The sequence below is a fragment of the Geobacter sulfurreducens PCA genome, assembly GCF_000007985.2.
Classification (GTDB): Bacteria; Desulfobacterota; Desulfuromonadia; order Geobacterales; family Geobacteraceae; genus Geobacter; species Geobacter sulfurreducens.
In genome coordinates this window covers 3,251,775-3,268,914 of record NC_002939.5, presented here as the reverse complement: position 1 = coordinate 3,268,914, position 17,140 = coordinate 3,251,775, and the positions used below count along the sequence as shown (strand labels likewise).

22 protein-coding genes are annotated in these 17,140 nt (G+C 62.0%); 10 read left to right on the top strand and 12 right to left on the bottom strand.

Annotated features, from left to right (window positions below; genetic code table 11):
* The first annotated feature begins 4 nt into the window (after window positions 1-4).
* The 4 genes from GS_RS14955 to GS_RS14940 all read left to right on the top strand — a co-directional run bounded on the left by GS_RS14955 (window position 5) and on the right by GS_RS14940 (window position 4,230).
* The gene (locus GS_RS14955) at window positions 5-1,657 is read left to right on the top strand and encodes a putative manganese-dependent inorganic diphosphatase (protein WP_010943604.1); all 1,653 of its coding nucleotides are present in this window, start codon (window positions 5-7) and stop codon (window positions 1,655-1,657) included.
* The gene (locus GS_RS14950) at window positions 1,654-3,471 is read left to right on the top strand and encodes a bifunctional homocysteine S-methyltransferase/methylenetetrahydrofolate reductase (protein WP_010943603.1); all 1,818 of its coding nucleotides are present in this window, start codon (window positions 1,654-1,656) and stop codon (window positions 3,469-3,471) included. The genes GS_RS14955 and GS_RS14950 overlap by 4 nt, the downstream gene beginning before the upstream one ends.
* A gap of 18 nt (window positions 3,472-3,489) precedes the next feature.
* Window positions 3,490-3,903 (top strand): lipoprotein, encoded by a 414-nt coding sequence (locus GS_RS14945; protein ID WP_010943602.1) that lies wholly within the window; start codon window positions 3,490-3,492, stop codon window positions 3,901-3,903.
* A gap of 81 nt (window positions 3,904-3,984) precedes the next feature.
* A complete protein-coding gene (locus tag GS_RS14940) occupies window positions 3,985-4,230 on the top strand; it encodes a YtxH domain-containing protein (protein ID WP_010943601.1) in 246 nt (81 codons plus the stop codon).
* A gap of 110 nt (window positions 4,231-4,340) precedes the next feature.
* On the opposite strand, the gene GS_RS14935 is transcribed toward GS_RS14940, so the two are convergent.
* The 4 genes from GS_RS14935 to GS_RS14920 all read right to left on the bottom strand — a co-directional run bounded on the left by GS_RS14935 (window position 4,341) and on the right by GS_RS14920 (window position 6,797).
* Window positions 4,341-4,631 carry a Dabb family protein gene (locus GS_RS14935; protein WP_010943600.1) on the bottom strand — a complete coding sequence of 97 codons (291 nt, stop codon included), beginning with the start codon at window positions 4,629-4,631 and terminating at the stop codon, window positions 4,341-4,343.
* A gap of 41 nt (window positions 4,632-4,672) precedes the next feature.
* Entirely contained in the window at window positions 4,673-5,620 is a 948-nt protein-coding gene (locus GS_RS14930; protein ID WP_010943599.1) for a sensor domain-containing diguanylate cyclase, read from the bottom strand.
* A gap of 192 nt (window positions 5,621-5,812) precedes the next feature.
* Window positions 5,813-6,073 carry a hypothetical protein gene (locus GS_RS14925; protein WP_010943598.1) on the bottom strand — a complete coding sequence of 87 codons (261 nt, stop codon included), beginning with the start codon at window positions 6,071-6,073 and terminating at the stop codon, window positions 5,813-5,815.
* A gap of 232 nt (window positions 6,074-6,305) precedes the next feature.
* Window positions 6,306-6,797, bottom strand: a complete 492-nt coding sequence (locus tag GS_RS14920; RefSeq protein ID WP_010943597.1) for a ferritin-like domain-containing protein — start codon at window positions 6,795-6,797, stop codon at window positions 6,306-6,308.
* A 386-nt stretch (window positions 6,798-7,183) separates the two neighbouring features.
* On the opposite strand from GS_RS14920, the gene GS_RS14915 reads away from it, so the two are divergent.
* The 6 genes from GS_RS14915 (at window position 7,184) to modC (ending at window position 12,287) form a co-directional block, all read left to right on the top strand.
* A complete protein-coding gene (locus GS_RS14915) occupies window positions 7,184-7,732 on the top strand; it encodes a C-GCAxxG-C-C family protein (RefSeq protein ID WP_010943596.1) in 549 nt (182 codons plus the stop codon).
* Between the two features lie 118 nt (window positions 7,733-7,850).
* On the top strand, window positions 7,851-8,666 hold the full coding sequence (locus GS_RS14910) for a TOBE domain-containing protein (RefSeq protein ID WP_010943595.1): 816 nt from the start codon (window positions 7,851-7,853) through the stop codon (window positions 8,664-8,666).
* A 235-nt stretch (window positions 8,667-8,901) separates the two neighbouring features.
* Window positions 8,902-9,753, top strand: a complete 852-nt coding sequence (gene modD / locus GS_RS14905) for a ModD protein (protein WP_010943594.1) — start codon at window positions 8,902-8,904, stop codon at window positions 9,751-9,753.
* A 37-nt stretch (window positions 9,754-9,790) separates the two neighbouring features.
* Entirely contained in the window at window positions 9,791-10,543 is a 753-nt protein-coding gene (gene modA / locus GS_RS14900; protein WP_010943593.1) for a molybdate ABC transporter substrate-binding protein, read from the top strand.
* Between the two features lie 3 nt (window positions 10,544-10,546).
* Complete coding sequence (gene modB, locus GS_RS14895; RefSeq protein ID WP_010943592.1) at window positions 10,547-11,230, top strand: molybdate ABC transporter permease subunit; 684 nt, start codon at window positions 10,547-10,549, stop codon at window positions 11,228-11,230.
* Window position 11,231: 1 nt separating this feature from the next.
* Complete coding sequence (gene modC, locus GS_RS14890; RefSeq protein WP_010943591.1) at window positions 11,232-12,287, top strand: molybdenum ABC transporter ATP-binding protein; 1,056 nt, start codon at window positions 11,232-11,234, stop codon at window positions 12,285-12,287.
* A gap of 5 nt (window positions 12,288-12,292) precedes the next feature.
* Here modC and GS_RS14885 read toward each other — a convergent pair whose 3' ends face one another.
* Genes GS_RS14885 through GS_RS14850 form a run of 8 tightly spaced genes read right to left on the bottom strand, consistent with a single transcriptional unit; the run spans window position 12,293 to window position 17,121 of the window.
* Window positions 12,293-12,952, bottom strand: coding sequence for a cation transporter (locus tag GS_RS14885; protein ID WP_010943590.1), 660 nt, complete (start codon window positions 12,950-12,952; stop codon window positions 12,293-12,295).
* A gap of 29 nt (window positions 12,953-12,981) precedes the next feature.
* On the bottom strand, window positions 12,982-13,668 hold the full coding sequence (locus tag GS_RS14880) for a cytochrome c biogenesis CcdA family protein (protein WP_010943589.1): 687 nt from the start codon (window positions 13,666-13,668) through the stop codon (window positions 12,982-12,984).
* Window positions 13,665-14,042 (bottom strand): thioredoxin family protein, encoded by a 378-nt coding sequence (locus GS_RS14875; protein ID WP_010943588.1) that lies wholly within the window; start codon window positions 14,040-14,042, stop codon window positions 13,665-13,667. The genes GS_RS14880 and GS_RS14875 overlap by 4 nt, the downstream gene beginning before the upstream one ends.
* Complete coding sequence (locus GS_RS14870) at window positions 14,042-14,269, bottom strand: thioredoxin family protein (RefSeq protein WP_010943587.1); 228 nt, start codon at window positions 14,267-14,269, stop codon at window positions 14,042-14,044. The genes GS_RS14875 and GS_RS14870 overlap by 1 nt, the downstream gene beginning before the upstream one ends.
* A gap of 25 nt (window positions 14,270-14,294) precedes the next feature.
* Window positions 14,295-15,242 (bottom strand): permease, encoded by a 948-nt coding sequence (locus tag GS_RS14865; RefSeq protein WP_010943586.1) that lies wholly within the window; start codon window positions 15,240-15,242, stop codon window positions 14,295-14,297.
* A gap of 14 nt (window positions 15,243-15,256) precedes the next feature.
* Window positions 15,257-16,309, bottom strand: coding sequence for an ACR3 family arsenite efflux transporter (gene arsB / locus GS_RS14860; protein WP_010943585.1), 1,053 nt, complete (start codon window positions 16,307-16,309; stop codon window positions 15,257-15,259).
* Complete coding sequence (locus GS_RS14855) at window positions 16,302-16,724, bottom strand: arsenate reductase ArsC (protein ID WP_010943584.1); 423 nt, start codon at window positions 16,722-16,724, stop codon at window positions 16,302-16,304. The genes arsB and GS_RS14855 overlap by 8 nt, the downstream gene beginning before the upstream one ends.
* A gap of 55 nt (window positions 16,725-16,779) precedes the next feature.
* Window positions 16,780-17,121, bottom strand: coding sequence for an ArsR/SmtB family transcription factor (locus GS_RS14850; RefSeq protein ID WP_010943583.1), 342 nt, complete (start codon window positions 17,119-17,121; stop codon window positions 16,780-16,782).
* Between the last annotated feature and the right edge of the window lie 19 nt (window positions 17,122-17,140).

Here is a 17,140-nt window from a genome sequence, read left to right as displayed (position 1 = left end):
GGCAATGAAGAAGCAGATTTACGTCATCGGGCACCGCAATCCCGACACCGATTCCATTGCGTCGGCCATTGCCTACGCCCAATTCAAGAAGAAGCAGGGGGTGGCGAACGTGACCGCCGCCATGGCCGGCCAGCCGAACCCCCAAACCCGCTACATCCTGGAGCGGCTCGGGATCGAGCCGCCGGTCTACCTGGCCGATGTAAATCCCAAGGTGCGCGACGTGCTGAACCGCCGCCCGGTCACCGCCCGGCCGGAGGTCGCCCTCAGGGACGCTCTGGGGCTCTTTCACCGCCACGGGATTCGTGTTCTGCCGGTGGTCGACGCCGAGGGAACCCCGGTGGGGGTGGTTTCGCTTCTGAGGCTGTCGGAAAAGCACTTGGTGGCCGGCACCGACCGCAGGCGGGGTGTCGACACCTCACTGCGCTCCCTTGCCGCCTGCCTCGACGGAACCTTCCTTTCCGGCGGGCCTGCCGACGAGGTGGAGCACCTGCACCTGTTCATCGGCGCCATGCTGGAAGAATCCTTTTCCAGCCGGATCGAGGGGTATGACCCGGCAACGCTCCTGATCATGACCGGCGACCGGCGGAGTATCCACCAGGCCGCCATCGAGCGGGGTGTGCGCCTGCTGGTGGTGACCGGCGGGCTCCCCATTGCCGACGAGCTGGTGGCCCGCGCCCGGGAGAAGGGCGTAGTCGTCCTTTCAACCCCCCATGATACCGCCACCGCCGCCTGGCTGGCACGGCTCGCCTCTCCTCTCTCCCTGTTCATGGAGCCCGGCTTCGAACGGATCGGCGTGGCCGAGCCACTGGAGCACCTGCGGCTCAAGCTCCTCCATAGTCAGGAGCCGGCGGTCATTGCGGTGGAGGAAGACGGCACCATCGCCGGGGTGGCCACCAAGTCGTCCCTGCTGGCGCCGGTCCCCTACGCATTGATCCTCATGGATCACAATGAGCTGAGTCAGGCGGTGCCCGGCGCAGAAACAGTGGATATCCTCGAGGTCATCGACCATCACAAGCTCGGCAATCCGCCCACCAATCAACCCATCACCTTCATGGCGGCGCCGGTGGGGAGCACCTGCACCGTGGTTGCCTCCCTCTACCGCGAGGCCGGGATCGAGCCGGGCGAGCGGACCGCGGCCCTGCTGCTTGCCGGCATCCTCACGGATACGGTGATCCTCAAATCTCCCACCAGCACCGTCCGGGACCGTGAGATGATCGCCTGGCTAGAGGAACGGTCCGGGCTGGAACATCTTGCCTTTGGCAAGGAGATCTTCTCCGCCTGCGGCGGATTTGCCTCCCATGGTACGCCGGAGCAGGCCCTGCGCTCCGATTTCAAGCAGTTCACCGCTGGCGGCATGCAGTTCGGCGTGGGGCAGGTGGAGGTGGTGGGCTTCGACGAGTTTTTCGAGCTGAAGGATGCCCTGCGCGACTGTCTCCGGCGGGTGAAGGAGGTCGACCGCCTCGACCTGGCCGGCCTCATGGTGACCGACATCTATACCGAAACCACGCTGTTCCTGGCCGAGGGGAAGAACGAGATCGCCCACGTGATGGGGTATCCCCAAGTGGAGCCTCACCTCTATGAGCTCAAGGGGGTCATGTCCCGCAAGAAGCAGATGGTTCCCCACTTGCTCGGGGTGCTCGGGAAGGTGCAGGCATGACCTTTCTCGAACGGCTGCATGACGAGGTCCTCATCGGCGACGGAGCCATCGGCACCATGCTTTATGCCAAGGGGGTATCCCTCGACGCCAACGTTGAGCACCTGAACCTGGTGCGCCCGTCGCTGGTGCTGGAACTCCACCGGGAGTACCTGGCGGCCGGGGCCCGCGTTATCGAAACCAACACCTTCGGCGCCAACTGGACCCGGCTCGCGGCCATCGGTCTTGAGAAGAAGGAGCGTGAGATCAACCTCCGGGGTGCCCAACTGGCCCGGGAGGCCGCCCAGGGCACCGACGCCTTCGTGGCCGGCTCCGTGGGGCCCCTGGTCCGGATGAAGGGGGACGAACAGGAACTCTCCGCCCAAGAAACCGTCGACATCTTCCGGAGGCAGACCCATGCCCTGGCCGAGGGGGAGGTGGATCTCCTGATCCTGGAGACCTTCACCGATCTGGCGCAGATGAGGCACGCCCTGACCGCGGCCCGGGAAACGGGGCTGCCGGTGGTGGCCAACATGGCGTTCCTGGAAAACGGGAGACTCGCCGGCGGGATCGAGGTGGAGCGGGTAGCCGTGGAGCTGACTGCCGCCGGTGCCTGCGTGGTGGGCGCCAACTGCGGCGCCGGGCCATTGGAAATCCTCGGCACCATCCAGCGGATGGGCCGGGTGACGGATCTTCCCCTGGCGGCCTATCCCAACAGCGGATTTCCCGAATACGTGAACGGCCGCCATGTCTACCGGACCACCCCTGATTACTTCGCGGACCGGGCCGTGGAGATGGTCGGGGCGGGAGCGGCACTGGTGGGGGGATGCTGCGGCACCACGCCGGAGCACGTGCGGTGCCTGGCGCAGCGGCTGGCGGGGCTGCGGCCCGCGGCACGCACGGTTGCCGTTTCCGCCCTGCCCAAGGATGAGCGCAGACCGGAGTCCCGCGAGTATGCCGGCTTCCTGGCCCGCTGGGGACGTGAGCCCATTGTCACCGTGGAGCTGGATCCGCCCAAGGGGCTCGACTGCGCGAAGATCATCGAGGGGAGCAGGGCGCTGCGGGAGGCTGGGGCGGACGCCATCAACATCGCCGAGAACCCGCTGGCCCGGATCCGGATGGGTAACATCGCCCTGGGGAGCCTCATTCAGCGGGAGGCGGGAATCGACGTCATTGTTCACGTGACCTGCCGGGACCGCAACCTGCTGGGGCTCCAGTCGGACCTCATGGGGGCGAGCCTGTTGGGGATTCGCCACGTGCTGGCCGTCACCGGTGATCCCGCCCGTATCGGCGAACAGGCCGGGGCCACATCGGTGTACGATCTGAATTCCTTCGGCCTCATCAAGCTGCTGGCCGATTTGAACGCCGGAGTGAACGCTCTGGGCTCGCCCATAGGCGGAGGGACGGGGTTCGTCATCGGAGCCGCTTTCAATCCCAACAGCGCCCGGATGGAGGTCCAGGTGGAGCGCTTGGCCAGGAAGGTGGCCAACGGCGCCCGTTTTGTCCAAACCCAGCCCCTCTATGATGTGGCGCGGCTGGAGGAGATGGCGGAGCGGACGGCGCACCTGGGTATCCCCATCCTGCCCGGAATTCTGCCACTGGTGAGCGAGCGCAACTGCGAATTTCTCCATAACGAGGTGCCGGGCATCGTGATCCCCGAAGAAATCCGGCACCGGATGCGGGGAAAGGAAAAAGAGGACGGAGTGAGGGAAGGCCTCGCCATCGCCCGGGAGTTCATTGATGCGGTGCGGGACCGGGTGGGCGGATTCTACCTCATCCCTCCCTTCGGCAAATACGGTATTGCCGTGGAGTTGACGCGGTACATCAAGGGGACCTGATCCCCAGCGAGGCTGCCCATGAACGTTCGTCGAAACCTGTCACTTCTCCTCCTGGCCCTTGTCCTTGCCGGCTGCCGCAACCCCTACCTCATTGCTCAGCGTTTCGAGGACAGCTCCCGGGAGCACAATCGTCTCATGCGTTGGCAGGGCCTCGAACAGTCATGCGTCATCTTTGCCGGAGAACAAGTGAAGGATGTCTGCCTGGAGCGGGCCAGGGCGGCCAAGGATGTGTCCGTGGCCGACTACCGGGTGACGAGCACGGAGCTTGACGTGAACAAGGGGACAGCCACGGTCAGGGTTGAGGTTGATTATTTCATCCTTCCCTCAACCCGTCTCAAGACCTTGGTTGATGAGCAGCAGTGGCGTTATGTGGAGGACGAGGAGAAGGGAAGTCGATGGCTCCTGGTGACTCCGCCCCCCGAATTCAGGTAGGGTGAGCATCGGATGGTTTTATTGTCGGCCATTCTGTGCTATGTATAGAGGAACATCCAATCAACCACAAGGAGCGACAGCATGGCAGACAGCAAACACACGGAAACCGCGGCTATCCTCGCCTTCTTCGCCGGCGCCGCCCTTGCGGCTGGGGCGGCTCTCCTGCTGACCCCCAAGACCGGCCGCGAGGTGCGTGAAAAACTGGGTGATGTTACCGATGACGCGGTGTGCAAGCTCCGGTCGGCCGTCCGTGAGGCGAAATACAAGGTTGCCCCCAAGTCCAAGGACGACACCGGCGAATACGAAGGCGGCGGTTGCTGGATCTGACCCCGCACGTGTTCCCGCTTTCCGTGATATGAGAAAGCCCCGCGGCGCGCTGTTTGTGAACAGACGCACTGCGGGGCTTTTTTTGTGCTGGATGCGCTCCCGGCCGGCAGCTACGACTCGTAGTCCACGGCCACGATGGAGGAGCAGACCGACTTCATGTGCGGTACCACTTCTCCGGCATGGTACGGGTCTACCTGGTAGGCCTGGAGATCCGCCAGAGAGTCGAAGCGGGTCACGAGGGCCAGATCGTAGGACCGTTCGGACCGGATCACGTCAACCCCCACTTCAATGTGTCTGAGCAGGGGAACCTTGCCACGCATGCTCTCCAGCTTTTCGCGGGTGGCGGCGATGGTGGGGGCTGAAGGGTCGGTCAGCTTGAAAAATACGATATGCGTTATCATGGGGTTCCTCGTTGCAGTCGGTAGTGGACGGGTGCCCCGCGTCAGGGTGACGCGGACGGGGTGGCCGATGTTTCCGGCATCTCTTCGCCGAAGCCGATGCTCACACAGTTGCGGCCTGCCTGCTTGCTCCGGTACATGAGCGTGTCGGCCCGCTGCACCAGTGATTCGACCGTGTCATCCAGGTGGGACATGGTGGCGCCAACGGAGACAGTGACCCGGAGCAGCCGATCGTCCAGACGGAAACTCGACTGTTCAACCAGGTGCCGGAACCTGTCTGCGATGCGCGGCAGCTGCCGACGCGATATGTTGGCGAGCACGGCAATGAACTCCTCGCCCCCCCAGCGGCCAACCACGTCGAAAGAGCGGGCGCTGTTCACCAGGGTCTTGGCCACCATCTTGAGTACCCGGTCGCCGGTGTCGTGGCCATGGGTGTCGTTGATCTGCTTGAAGTGGTCAACGTCCAGGAAGAGGATGCCGAAGTGCCAGCCGTACCGTCGCATTTCTTCCAGGCGCGAGTTGAGGCTCATTTCCACGTAGCGGCGGTTGGCGATGGTGGTAAGTGGGTCGCAGAGGGCGAGGCGCTGGAGATTTTCCAGCTGCTGGCGCAGGGCGTGGCGCGGGGAGTGGTCGCCGGTCACCTCGACTGCCACCACCATCTGGCCATCGGTATCCTGAATCGGAGCCACCCTGAGGCAGACCGGAACCAGGTGGCCGTCCTTGTGGTGGAGAAAGCTCTCCTCATCCCGTTTTCGGCCGTCGGTGATGGTCTTTTCGATGGGGCACGCATCGGAGCAAATGCCGTTGCCGTTGGAATCGAGGTGGAGAAAGATGTCATGACAATTTCGGCCGATGACTTCCTTCTCCCCATAGCCCGTCAGCATCTGCGCACCCTTGTTCCAGTAGGTGATCCGACGCTGTTCGTCCACAAAGTAGATGCCGTCGTAGAGATTGTCGAGGACCTTCTTGTAGAAGCTGTCGTTGTTGGGCATGGGCGCTCCGCATCCCGCTCACGGTGACATAACGCATGATGGCAGAACTTGAAAACGCCTAACACTATCACAATCGTATGCGTATTACCAGTGCGGATGACATGCCGTAAGTCGGCGGGGCGCACACCCTCCCCCGGTCGGCCATGACGGTTGGCGACCCGGGGGGAGGGTGGACGGCTGTGGCGGCGGGTATCACGTGCCACCGTCGCCGGTTTCGGCGATGGCAGCGTGGTTCGGGCTGACCGTCTCCTCATCGATGATGGATGCGAAGCGGATGATGCCCGGAATAAGCTTGGTGGCCACTACAAAGGAGGCAAACCCCAGGAGCGCTCCCGCGAGCATGCCCGGATCCTCGGGTTCCGGCGGAACGGGAGCGGCCGCATGGGCCAGGACGGAGAGGACGACGAGCAGCGCCAGAAGCATGACGGCAAAGGTTAAACCAAGTACTTTCATTGCTTCCTCCTTTCAGGAGCGACGTCGGGCCTCTGTCTTCCAGCAGGTACTATCAGCGGATGAACGGGGACCGGCGACCCTCCCGCAGAAAAAACACGCGTTATCCTCGCGCCAACCATTGCCGCCAGGAACAGCCCGCCCGGCAGATCGTCGATAAGATTGCAGCCCCGCGCTCCGCGGCGGCGTGAGCCGGGCTCCAATGGTCAGCTGCGGGGAAACGCCCTGATGGCGACTACATCTCCCGCAGGTTACAGGATTCGCCCCAGCAGAGGTGCCACCGGGGCGCAGCGACAAAGTCGTGAATGCTCTCTACCGTGTCGTAGTGCCGGCGCTCCTCGGCGGCTATTTCCCGCAGGAGCGCCCGGGCTTCCTCGTCGCGCTCCCGCTCGGCCAGTTCTTCGCAGAAGCTGACGATGGCCGCTTCCACCTGCATGGCGTGCTCGTAGGCTGCCAGGTCGGTCTTGAGCAGGGCAAGGTGGGCGCCATCGGGGGCGAATATCTTCGCAAAGGCTTCCCGTGCCCGCTCCAGAGCTTGGGAGTCCGCATTGCAGTGGGCTGACGCTCCCCGTTTTATGGCCAGAAAGGTGTCGTAGAGTTCCTGCTGCTCCTCCGCAAGAATGGTAAAGACGGTTCTCACCCCATTCATGCTCGCTTCGGAAGCCAGGCGTCGAAAGTAGTCTTTTCCCATCTCCTCCATTTCCAAGGCAAAATCAATGACTTTCATTCCTTTCTCCTCCTCTTTTGCCATCGGTGGAATTGGTTAGACAAATTTCATGGTAGCACTGTGAATTTTGTTTACAATATGTATATTTTTTTTATGCCTCATTTTTTTCCAGTACCTAATGAAACAACAGCTCTGCCGGGTAATTAGGCAGGGCCGATTGTGGCGCGGAAAGGCGAGTTGTCAAATGTCCCATGATTAAAGGCTGTTGCGATGCGGAGGAGTGTGCGGCATGAAACCTGCTGAAAGCTTCGACAGGCTGTGGCCGGAAGCTGGCGCGATGGGTCGGTACCGGCAGGGCGATTGCTGCTCCGAATGGTTCTGCTATACTGATGCGGCTCAACCGGGGGAATCCCGGTCGAATTCACAACCGATAAGAGGTGACAGGAATGGATGTGGTCGATAAGGACAGTGCGGTAAGTAGGCGCCAGGTCCTGAAAATATCCGTAGACGCGGCCGGTGTGCTGCTGTCCGGCAGGGGGCTTGCCGTCGCCGCCGAGGCGGCCGGGCCGATTGAGAAACCGGTTGATCGGCCCGCGAAAGCGTCGAAACGCTTTCTTGCATCCATGAACTGCTCGCAGGCCATCTGCGAAGTCTACGGACCGTCCTTCGGCGTGCCGGCTGACGTTGCGGGTAAGATGGGAACCGGGTTTGCCGGCGGCATGGGGCTGGGGAGCGAGTGCGGAGCCGTCGCCGGCGCGGTGGCCGTGCTGGGGCTGAAATATGGTCCCGACACCGGCAGGACCATGGTAAAAGTTACAGAATTCATAGCCGAATTCCGCAAGAGATGCGGAGAGACCTCCTGCTCGAAACTTCTCAAAGTGGACATGGGGACCGCCGAGGGGATCAAGGCGGCAGCCGACAAGGGTCTCTTCACCAGCGCCTGTCCCGGTTACGTGAAAACGGCCGGCGAAATCCTCGAGAAGATGCTGGCCTGAGTCGGGCCGGGCATGTCCGGACTTTGAACCCTTCGCGCTTTACAGGCGGGATTACGGCGATATGCTTGATTACTAAATGCTGCGCCGGAGTGCTTCGTCTGGTTACCACGGGATACCAATGACCATGAAATGCAGTGGGCATGATATGGAGGTGGCGGGAACACTCTGGCTCCACAAGGCGGACCGCAAGTTTCTGGGGAGCGATCGGATTGGGCTCCTGGAAAAGATCGGAGAGTACGGCTCCATAACCAAAGCTGCCAAGGCCGTGGGGGTCAGCTACAAGACCGCCTGGGACATGGTGAACCACCTGAACAACATGGCCGATCGGCCGCTGGTGGAGCGGACGGCCGGCGGCAAGGGGGGAGGGGGTACCCGTCTCACCCAGGCGGGGACAGAGCTCATTGAGCAGTTCAGCATCATCCAGGAGGAACATCGCAGATTTCTCGACTCCATTTCGGAGCGGCTCGTCAACGGCGACAGCCTCTACACATTCCTGAGGAGGATAGCCATGAAAGTAAGCGCGCGGAACGTATTTCTCGGCACGGTCAGCGGGATCACCAAGGGGGCGGTCAACGCCGAAGTGTCCCTCACGCTCAAGGGAGGAACCCCCGTAACGGCGGTCGTGACCAATGCCAGCATCGACAGCCTGGGGCTTGCCGTTGGCAAGGACGCCTATGCCATCGTCAAGGCCAGTTCGATCATTATCGGCACTGACCTGCACGACGCCAAGGTGAGTGCCCGCAACATCATGTGCGGCACCATCGTCAAGGTAATCGAGGGGCCGGTCAGTACTGAGGTGGATGTGGAGATCGGCGCCGGGAATACCATCAGTGCCGTCATTACCCATGAAAGCGCCGTACGGCTCGGCCTCAAGGAGGGTGGACACGCCTGCGCCCTGTTCAAGGCATCGAGTGTGATTCTCGGCGTCAGCTGACAGGGGGCCGTTGTTCCGGGGGAGAGCACAGGGGTCGGCCTGCCCAAAGAATGTGCGCTCCCCTTTTTTTGTGCCTATCGTTATGTCATGAAGGTTATAGCGTTTGCCTGGCGAGAATGAGGTGTTGTCGGAAAAGACAATCAAACAAATGGGTTAGGCCCGGGCGGGCTTTTCGGCATCTAGCTTGCGTAAAGGAAATTGAAGGGCACCGCCAGGGGGGCCCCGGGAGAACAACATGTTGGACCGTCTGCCGGACAGCGAGCTCGATCGCTTTTTTGAAGAGGATTGTCCCTACGGCGACCTCACCACACATCTTCTCGGCATTGGCCGTCAGAAGGGGCGAATCACCTTTTCCACCCGGGAAGAAACCGTTCTCTGCGGTACCGAGGAGGCCGGCCGCCTCCTGGATCGGTGCGGTGCCCGTGTGGGGCGGATGGAGGAAAGCGGAACCCGCCTTTCTGCCGGGGTGGAGTTTCTGGTTGCCGACGGAGAGGCCGGATCCCTCCATGCGGGCTGGAAGGTGGCCCTCAACCTTCTGGAGTATGCCTCGGGGATTGCCACCCGCACTGCCCGGATCATTGCGGTGGCCCGGGCCGTCAACCCGGCCGTTGTGGTGACTACCACCCGCAAGTCGTTCCCCGGCACGAGGAAGATTTCCATCAAGGCAATTACCGCGGCCGGTGCAGTCCCTCACCGGCTCGGTTTGTCGGAGACGATTCTTGTTTTCCGGCAGCACACTGCGTTCCTGGGCGGACTGGAGCCGTTCCTCGGCATGATCGGCGACCTTAGGAAAAGGGCGCCGGAGACCGCCATCATGGTCGAGGCGGAGAGTGTCGCCGATGCTGTGGCCGTGGCCGCCGCCGGTCCCGATGTCCTTCAGATCGACAAGGTTGCTCCCGCCGATCTTTCGGCGCTTGTACCGCAACTGAGAAAGCTGGCGCCGATGACCAGGATTTCGGCCGCAGGCGGCATCAACGAGTCGAACGCGGCGGTTTACGCCGCCACCGGCGTTGACATCCTGGTCCTCTCGTCGGCCTATTTCGGCCGGCCGGCTGACATCGGCGTGCGGTTGGAGCCGGTGGTGTGAAGCCAGGGGGTACTCTTATACAAAAGGAGATTCATCGATGCGAACCGTTATGAAAAACCTGGTCTTCGCCTTCTGTTGCATCCTGTTTCTGTCGAACGCCGCCCCGGCCGCCGAGCTCAGCCTTTCCGTGGCCGCGAGTCTCAAGGAGGCGATCAATGAGCTCACGGCCGAGTACGGGAAAAAGAAGCCCGGAATCACGTTTCTGAAGAACTACGGCGCATCGGGCGCCTTGGCCAAGCAGATCGAGCAGGGGGCGCCGGCCGACCTGTTCATTTCCGCGAACAGGGAGTGGGTGGATTATCTCCAGAACCGCAAACTTACAGACGAGGCGAGCCGTTGCGCTTTTGCGTATAACTCGCTGGTGTTCGCGGGCACCACGAAACAGCCGGTAGCGGGGATGAAGGACCTGGCGAAACTCAGGAAGATCGCCATCGGCAGCCCTGGCAGCGTACCAGCTGGCGAGTACGCCATGGAATCGTTCAAGGCTGCCGGCATCGACAAGGCGCTGGATGGTAAGCTCGTCATGGCCAAGGACGTGCGTGAAGCGATGAAGTACGCCGAGCTGGGTGAAGTGGATGGCGCGTTCGTCTACCGGACCGACGCGCTGCTACTGGGGAAGCAGGCCCGTATTCTGTTCGCCGTGCCCGAAGGGCTCCATGATCGGGTCATCTACCCCATGGCCCTCACCACGACCGGGACCGGCAAGAAGGAGGCCGTGGAGTTCCTGCGCTTCCTCCAGTCGGCCGAGGCCCGGAAGGTTCTCGAAAAATACGGCTTTGCGGTGAAGTAGCCCATGGGTCCATTCACCCCGGCAGACATTGATGCCATACGATTGTCGGCGAAGGTGGCCGTGGCGGCTACCGTCGTATCCCTTCCCTTCGGCATTGCCGTCGCGTATGTCATGAGCTATCTCCCGTTCCGGGGGAAGACGCTGGTGGAGGCGTTTCTCAATCTGCCGCTTACGCTGCCGCCGGTGGTGATCGGTTACCTGCTCCTGTTACTGCTGGGGAAAAAGGGCTGGCTCGGCGGGATGCTGAACGAGGTGGGCATCCGGATCATTTTTACCTGGTATGCCGCGGTGATCGCTTCCGCGGTGGTGGGCTTTCCGCTTCTGGTCCGCTCCATCCGCATTGCCATGGAATCCATCGATGAACGTCTGATCCAGGCATCCCGCAGTCTGGGCGCCCACTGGTACGATACCCTGCTCACGGTCATTCTGCCCCTTTCGCTCCGGGGGATCGTGGCCGGCTCATCTCTCATGTTCGGCCGCAGTCTCGGCGAGTTCGGAGCAACGATCATCATCGCCGGCAACATTCCCGGTGTCACCCAGACCATGCCCCTGGCCATCTACGAGTATGCCGGCTCTCCGGGCGGCGAACAGGCTGCACTCACCCTCTGCCTCGTGTCGGCGGGGCTTTCCCTGGCTGTTCTCTTTGTTCACGAATATGTGGGGCGGCGCATGATGAGGAGGGACTGAGGTGGAGTTGATAGTGAGGATGGCGAAGTCCTTCGGCGAGTTCCGTCTCCGCGCCGACTTTACGGCTTCGGGGAGCAGGATCGGTATCTTTGGGGAGTCGGGGAGCGGCAAGTCGACCCTGGTCAATGTGCTGGCCGGCCTCGCATGCCCCGACAGCGGTGAAATTGTCCTGGACGGCGAGACGCTTTTCTCCGGTGCCGCCCGGCTGGATCTGCCGCCCGAGAAGCGCCGGATCGCGCTGGTCTTCCAGCATCCGCACCTGTTTCCCCACCTGTCGGTCAAGGGCAATCTCCTCTACGGCTGGAAACGCTGTGCCGTGGCCAACCGTCACATCCACATCGATGATATCGTTGACGTGCTCAGGATCGGCCACCTCCTGGGCCGCGGTGTCACGAATCTTTCCGGCGGCGAGAAACAGCGCGTGGCCCTTGGGCGCGCTCTCCTTTCCAATCCGCGGCTGCTGTTGATGGATGAGCCCCTGTCGGCGCTGGACGATTCCCTGCGCTTCCAGATCATCCCGTATCTGCGTGGGGCCTGCGAAACGTTCTCCATCCCGTACCTCTTCATTTCCCATTCCCTGGTGGAGATGCGCCTGATGACCGACCGGGTGATCGTCTACGATCGGGGACGCCAGGCAGCCGATACCACGCCGGACGAGCTTGCCCGCGTCCGGATGGGAACCAGTCCGGTCGGGTACATCAATCTCCTTCGGTTGACCGACCCGCAGCCTCGGGGAACCCTTTTTTCCTATGCCTGGGGCGACAGCCGGCTGGTGCTCAACACCCCTCCCGCCGGAGAAGAGCACCTCTTCGAGCTGTCATCCAAGGACATGATCCTGTTCAGGAAACATCCCGAGGCCATCAGTGCCCGGAATCTCCTCCGGTGCACCGTGGCGGGCGTATTCAAATCGGGGCGCAAGGAAGGGGTCGAGCTTGCCTGCGGCAGGGAGCGCCTGGTGGCGGAGGTGGCCGCCGAGGCGGCCCGGGAGCTGGAGCTGGTGGTGGGGAGCGAGGTCTACGTGGCGATCAAGGCGTCGGCGTTTCGTCGGCTGGGGTAGGGCCGTTAGCCTCCGTTGCTGCATCCGCAGGAGCAGGGGCATGCCATTCCGTCGGCTTTGCCGAAGGCCTCCCGCCCCTCTCGCACTGAGAGCCAGGCAATGGCCAGGGAGCCGAGGGAATCGAGCCAGGCGATGCCGGTCAGCTCATAGCCGGCGCTGGCAGCCAGGAGGACTGCCGACAACAGCAAGCAGGCCCGGCTGCAGGCGGCATCGGCCAAGATGGCCGGAGAGTTGAGCGCTCTCCCCACGTTCGTCTTGTGATGGATCAGCAGCCACATGAACGAGATCGATACCAGTGACACTGCGATCCCCCAGACGGTACTCTCGGGGCGGTGGCCGCTGTATATGCTGAGCCCCGCCGTCACTACCAGTCCTGCCGCCAGGAGGTAGAAGGCGCCTCCGGTGATCCGCAGTGCCCGGCGCTCGAAGGCGTCCCGGTCTTCCGTTCCCCCCCGCCGCACCCGTTGTACCATATGCCATATCCCCACTCCGGAGATCACTTCCACAAAGGAGTCGAGACCGAAGCCGAAGAGGGAGAGGGTCTCGTCCGCTACGCCTAACCCTACAGATACGGCCCCCTCAGCGATGTTGTAGATGATGGTGATGAGGGCCAGGAGCGCCGCTTTGCGGTAGAGTTCCGGGGAATGAGGAGATGTGGCTGGCATGGGGAATGAGTCTCCTTGGGCCTATAGGGTCAGAACGCCCGCCAGATGAACCATGCCCCGGCCAGGGCGATGACGGCACCGCTCCCCCGCTTTGCCCAGTGGGAGACGTTGGCCACTCCCCGGGAGGCGGCGAAGGCTTCAACGAAGCCGGTAAAGGTGCCGGCCGCGAGCATGAGGAGGCAGTGGCCGAGGGCGTAGGTGAAGAGGAGAAGCGTGCCGTAGAGGATGTTTCCTTGCAGGGCAGCGAAGGAGAGGATGACGACGAGAACCGGCGTGGCACACGGGGATGAGGCGACCCCGAAGAAGAGTCCCAGGAGGAGGGCCCCCCAGAATCCGCCCCGTTTCGGTCTGAATTGCGGCAGGACCGGGAGCCGCAGTTCGTAGAACCCCATCATCTGGAGCCCCATGGCCACCGCCACGGCGCCCACGGCCGCATACCACCATCCCCCCACCGTGCCGAACATGGTCCCCAGGAGGGCCGCCGCTGCGCCGAAGATGGTGAAGGTGAGCGATAGGCCCACGATGAAGGACAGAGAGTAGAGAAATGCCTTTTTCCGGCTCTCTGCCGCATAGCCTCCCACGAACCCCACCACCAGGGGAATCGTGGCCAGGACGCAGGGGGAGGCCGACGAGAGCACTCCCCCGACAAAGACCGCAACGAAGGCCAGGAAAGGCTGAGTCGCGACAATCTGTTCAATGTTGTCGAGGAAGCTCACCGTACCCCCAGGACACTCAGCTCCCTGACGATGTCGGCCCTGTCCATGAAGCCCATGTGGCGCTTCACTTCCGTTCCCCGGGCGTCGAAGAATATCTGGGTCGGGATCATCTGCACCCGGAACCGCTTCGCCGCGGCCTGGTTTCCATTGACGTCAATGAACAGGATGTTTGCCCTGCCCCGGTATTCCGCCGCCAGGGATTCCAAAATCGGCGCCATTTTTTTGCAGGGGATGCAGTATCTGGCCCCCAGGTCGATGACCGCCGGTTTTCCCGACGCAAGGGCCTGGCTGATGGCGGCGTCGCTGGCCGAGGGGAGTTCCGCGTGGGCAACGGTTGCGATGAGGAGAAGGGACAGGGCGGCAAGAGAGCGCATCACAGCATCCCCTTTATTTCATCCGCTGCCGGTACCTTACCGGAAAATTTGACGACGCCGTCAATCACCAGAGCGGGAGTGCTCATTACGCCGTACTTCATGATCTTCTGGATTTCCTCCACCTTGACCACTTCCGCCTCTTTGCCGCTCATCTCCACGGCCTTTTGCACATTTTCATAGAGGGTTTTGCATTTGGCGCAGCCGGTACCGAGCACTTCGATTTTCATGATCCGCATCTCCTTTCGCCAGCGACTACAGAATTGCGTTGAACAGGTATCCTACCATGGTTATGGCCACGGCGACCGTGCCGAAAAAGACCGCAAGGAGCCGATTTTTGAGGACGTTCTTCAGGATGATAGCTTCGGGGAGCGACAGGGCCGTCACCGCCATCATGAAGGCGAGGACCGTTCCCATGGCCATCCCCTTGGCTGTCAGAGCCTGGACAATGGGAATAACTCCTGCGGCGTTACTGTAGAGGGGGACCCCAAGGGCCACGGCCACGGGAACTGCGAAGGGGTTGTCGCGACCGGCCCAGTGTGCCAGGAAGTCCTGGGGGACGTAGCCGTGGATGAAGCCGCCAATGCCGATGCCAACGATCACGTAGGGCCAGATTTTCTTCAGAAGCCCCATTGTGTACTCCTTGCCGTAGGCGAACCGCTCCGGCCAGCTTTGCTCAGCTATCTCGGCATTACCCACCTGCATTTCCCAGACATAATCCTGGACGTATCTTTCCATCTTTAACCGGCCGATGACTGCGCCCGAAACAATTGCCACCAGGAGTCCCGTGCCGATGTAGAGTAGCGCGATTTTCCAGCCGAACATGCCCCATAGCATGATGAGAGCCACCTCGTTCACCATGGGAGAAGAAATGAGGAACGAGAAGGTGACGCCTAGGGGGACTCCCGATTCCACAAAGCCGATGAAGAGGGGCACCGCCGAACAGGAGCAAAAGGGGGTGACTACCCCGAGGAGTGCCGCCATGATGTTTCCGACATATTCCCGCTTGTGGGAGAGGATGCGTTTTGTCCGCTCCGGCGGGAACCAGGAGCGGATGATTGCCACGACGAAGATGATGACGGTCAGGAGGAAAAAGATCTTAAGGGTGTCGTAGATGAAGAAATTGAGGGCATCTCCCAGGTGGCTGCCGGGGGTGAGGCCGAAGAGATCGAAAACAAGGTAGTCGGCGAAGGGTTTGAACACGTGATACTCCCTTTTCAGGCAGCGGCCCGGAACCAGTGTCGTTGCAGCCAGAACGCCACGTTCACCAGCCCGATCATCACCGGCACCTCCACCAGGGGGCCGATGACTGCCGCGAAAGCCGCCCCCGAGTTGAGACCGAAGACCGCCACCGCTACGGCTATGGCCAGCTCGAAGTTGTTGCTGGCCGCCGTGAAGGCGAGGGTGGTGGTCTTCGAGTAGTCGGCCCCGAGCCGCTTTCCCATCCAAAAGGAGATCAGGAACATCACCACGAAGTAGATGAGCAGCGGCATGGCGATCCGCACCACATCAAAGGGAAGCTGGACGATGAGGTTCCCCTTGAGGCTGAACATGACCACGATCGTGAAGAGGAGCGCGATGAGGGTGATGGGGCCGATGCGGGGGACAACCTCCCGGTGGTAGCGCTCTTTACCCATAACGTTAACGCCGATGAGGCGGGTCAGCGCTCCGGCGAGGCACGGAATCCCCAGGTAAACGAAGACGCTTTCCGCGATCTGGCCGATGCTCACTTCCACAAGGCTCCCCGACAGGCCGAAGAGGGGGGGGAGCACTGTGATGAAGACCCAGGCGTAGGCGCTGTAGAAGAGGACCTGGAAAATGCTGTTGAAGGCCACGAGCCCGGCGGCGTACTCGGTGTTTCCTTTGGCCAGTTCGTTCCAGACGATGACCATGGCGATGCAGCGGGCCAGGCCGATCATGATGAGCCCTACCATGTATTCGGGCTTGTCGGGGAGAAATACGACGGCCAGGACAAACATGAGAACGGGGCCGATGAGCCAGTTCTGGACCAGCGACAGGGCGAGGATCTTCTTGTTCCTGAAGACCTCGGGCATCTCCTCGTACTTCACCTTGGCGAAGGGGGGATACATCATGAGGATGAGGCCGGCGGCGATGGGGAGGTTGGTGGTCCCCACCTGAAAGCGGTTGATGAACTGCTCCACGCCGGGGACAAGCCAGCCGAGCCCCACGCCCAGGGCCATGGCGGCAAAGATCCACACGGTGAGCCACCGGTCGAGGAAGGAGAGCCTGCGGGAGACATGCTCACTCATGGTCGCCTCTGTTCAGGCAGGAGATTAGTATGCACCTCATCTCGTCCCGCACCCGGCGATACTCGTCCATGATCTCCTCGTCCGTGCCCGCCGCCCGTGATGGGTCGTCGAACCCCAGGTGCTTCCGCCGGACTCCGCCGACGAAGATGGGACAGGTATCGGCAGCCTCGCTGCACAGGGTGATGACCCGGTCGAAGGTCTGACCGTCGAGCTCGGTGAGGTTTTTTGAGCGCTGGCCGGAGATGTCGATCCCCAATTCGGCCATGGCCCTGATCGCCCGGGGATTGACCGAGGTTGCGGCTGTTCCCGCGGAGCAGGCCTCCCACCGGTCGCTGAGGAAGTAGTTCACCAGCCCCTCGGCCATCTGGGATCGGTTGGCGTTATGGGTGCAGAGAAGGAGGACCCGCTGTTTCATTGAATCTCCTGGATAGTGGATATCCGGATAGGCGGATGGTTTGTCGCAAAAAAAATCAGGCGCAACGATTTCCCTGACCGAATCCGACGAGACGATCATGGTCGGCCCGGGCAACCGGATCCGAGTGAAGGTGTCGCGTCAGGATGGCCTGCAGTTCCCGGCGCTGGGGCGAGTCGGGCGCTACAAGGGAATAGTACACCCACACCCCTTCCCGGCGGTCGTCGACCCAGCCGGCGTTTTTGAGCTGGGCCAAGTGTCTCGATACGGTGGATTGAGGGAGTTCCAGCGCCGCCATGAGATCGCAGACGCAGAGCTTCTCTTCGGCCAGAAGGAGCGCCAGGATCCGGAGACGGGTTTCATCGGCAAGGGACTTGAATAAACGGGCCGCCTGTTTCATGAGGCTAGTGTATCCGGAT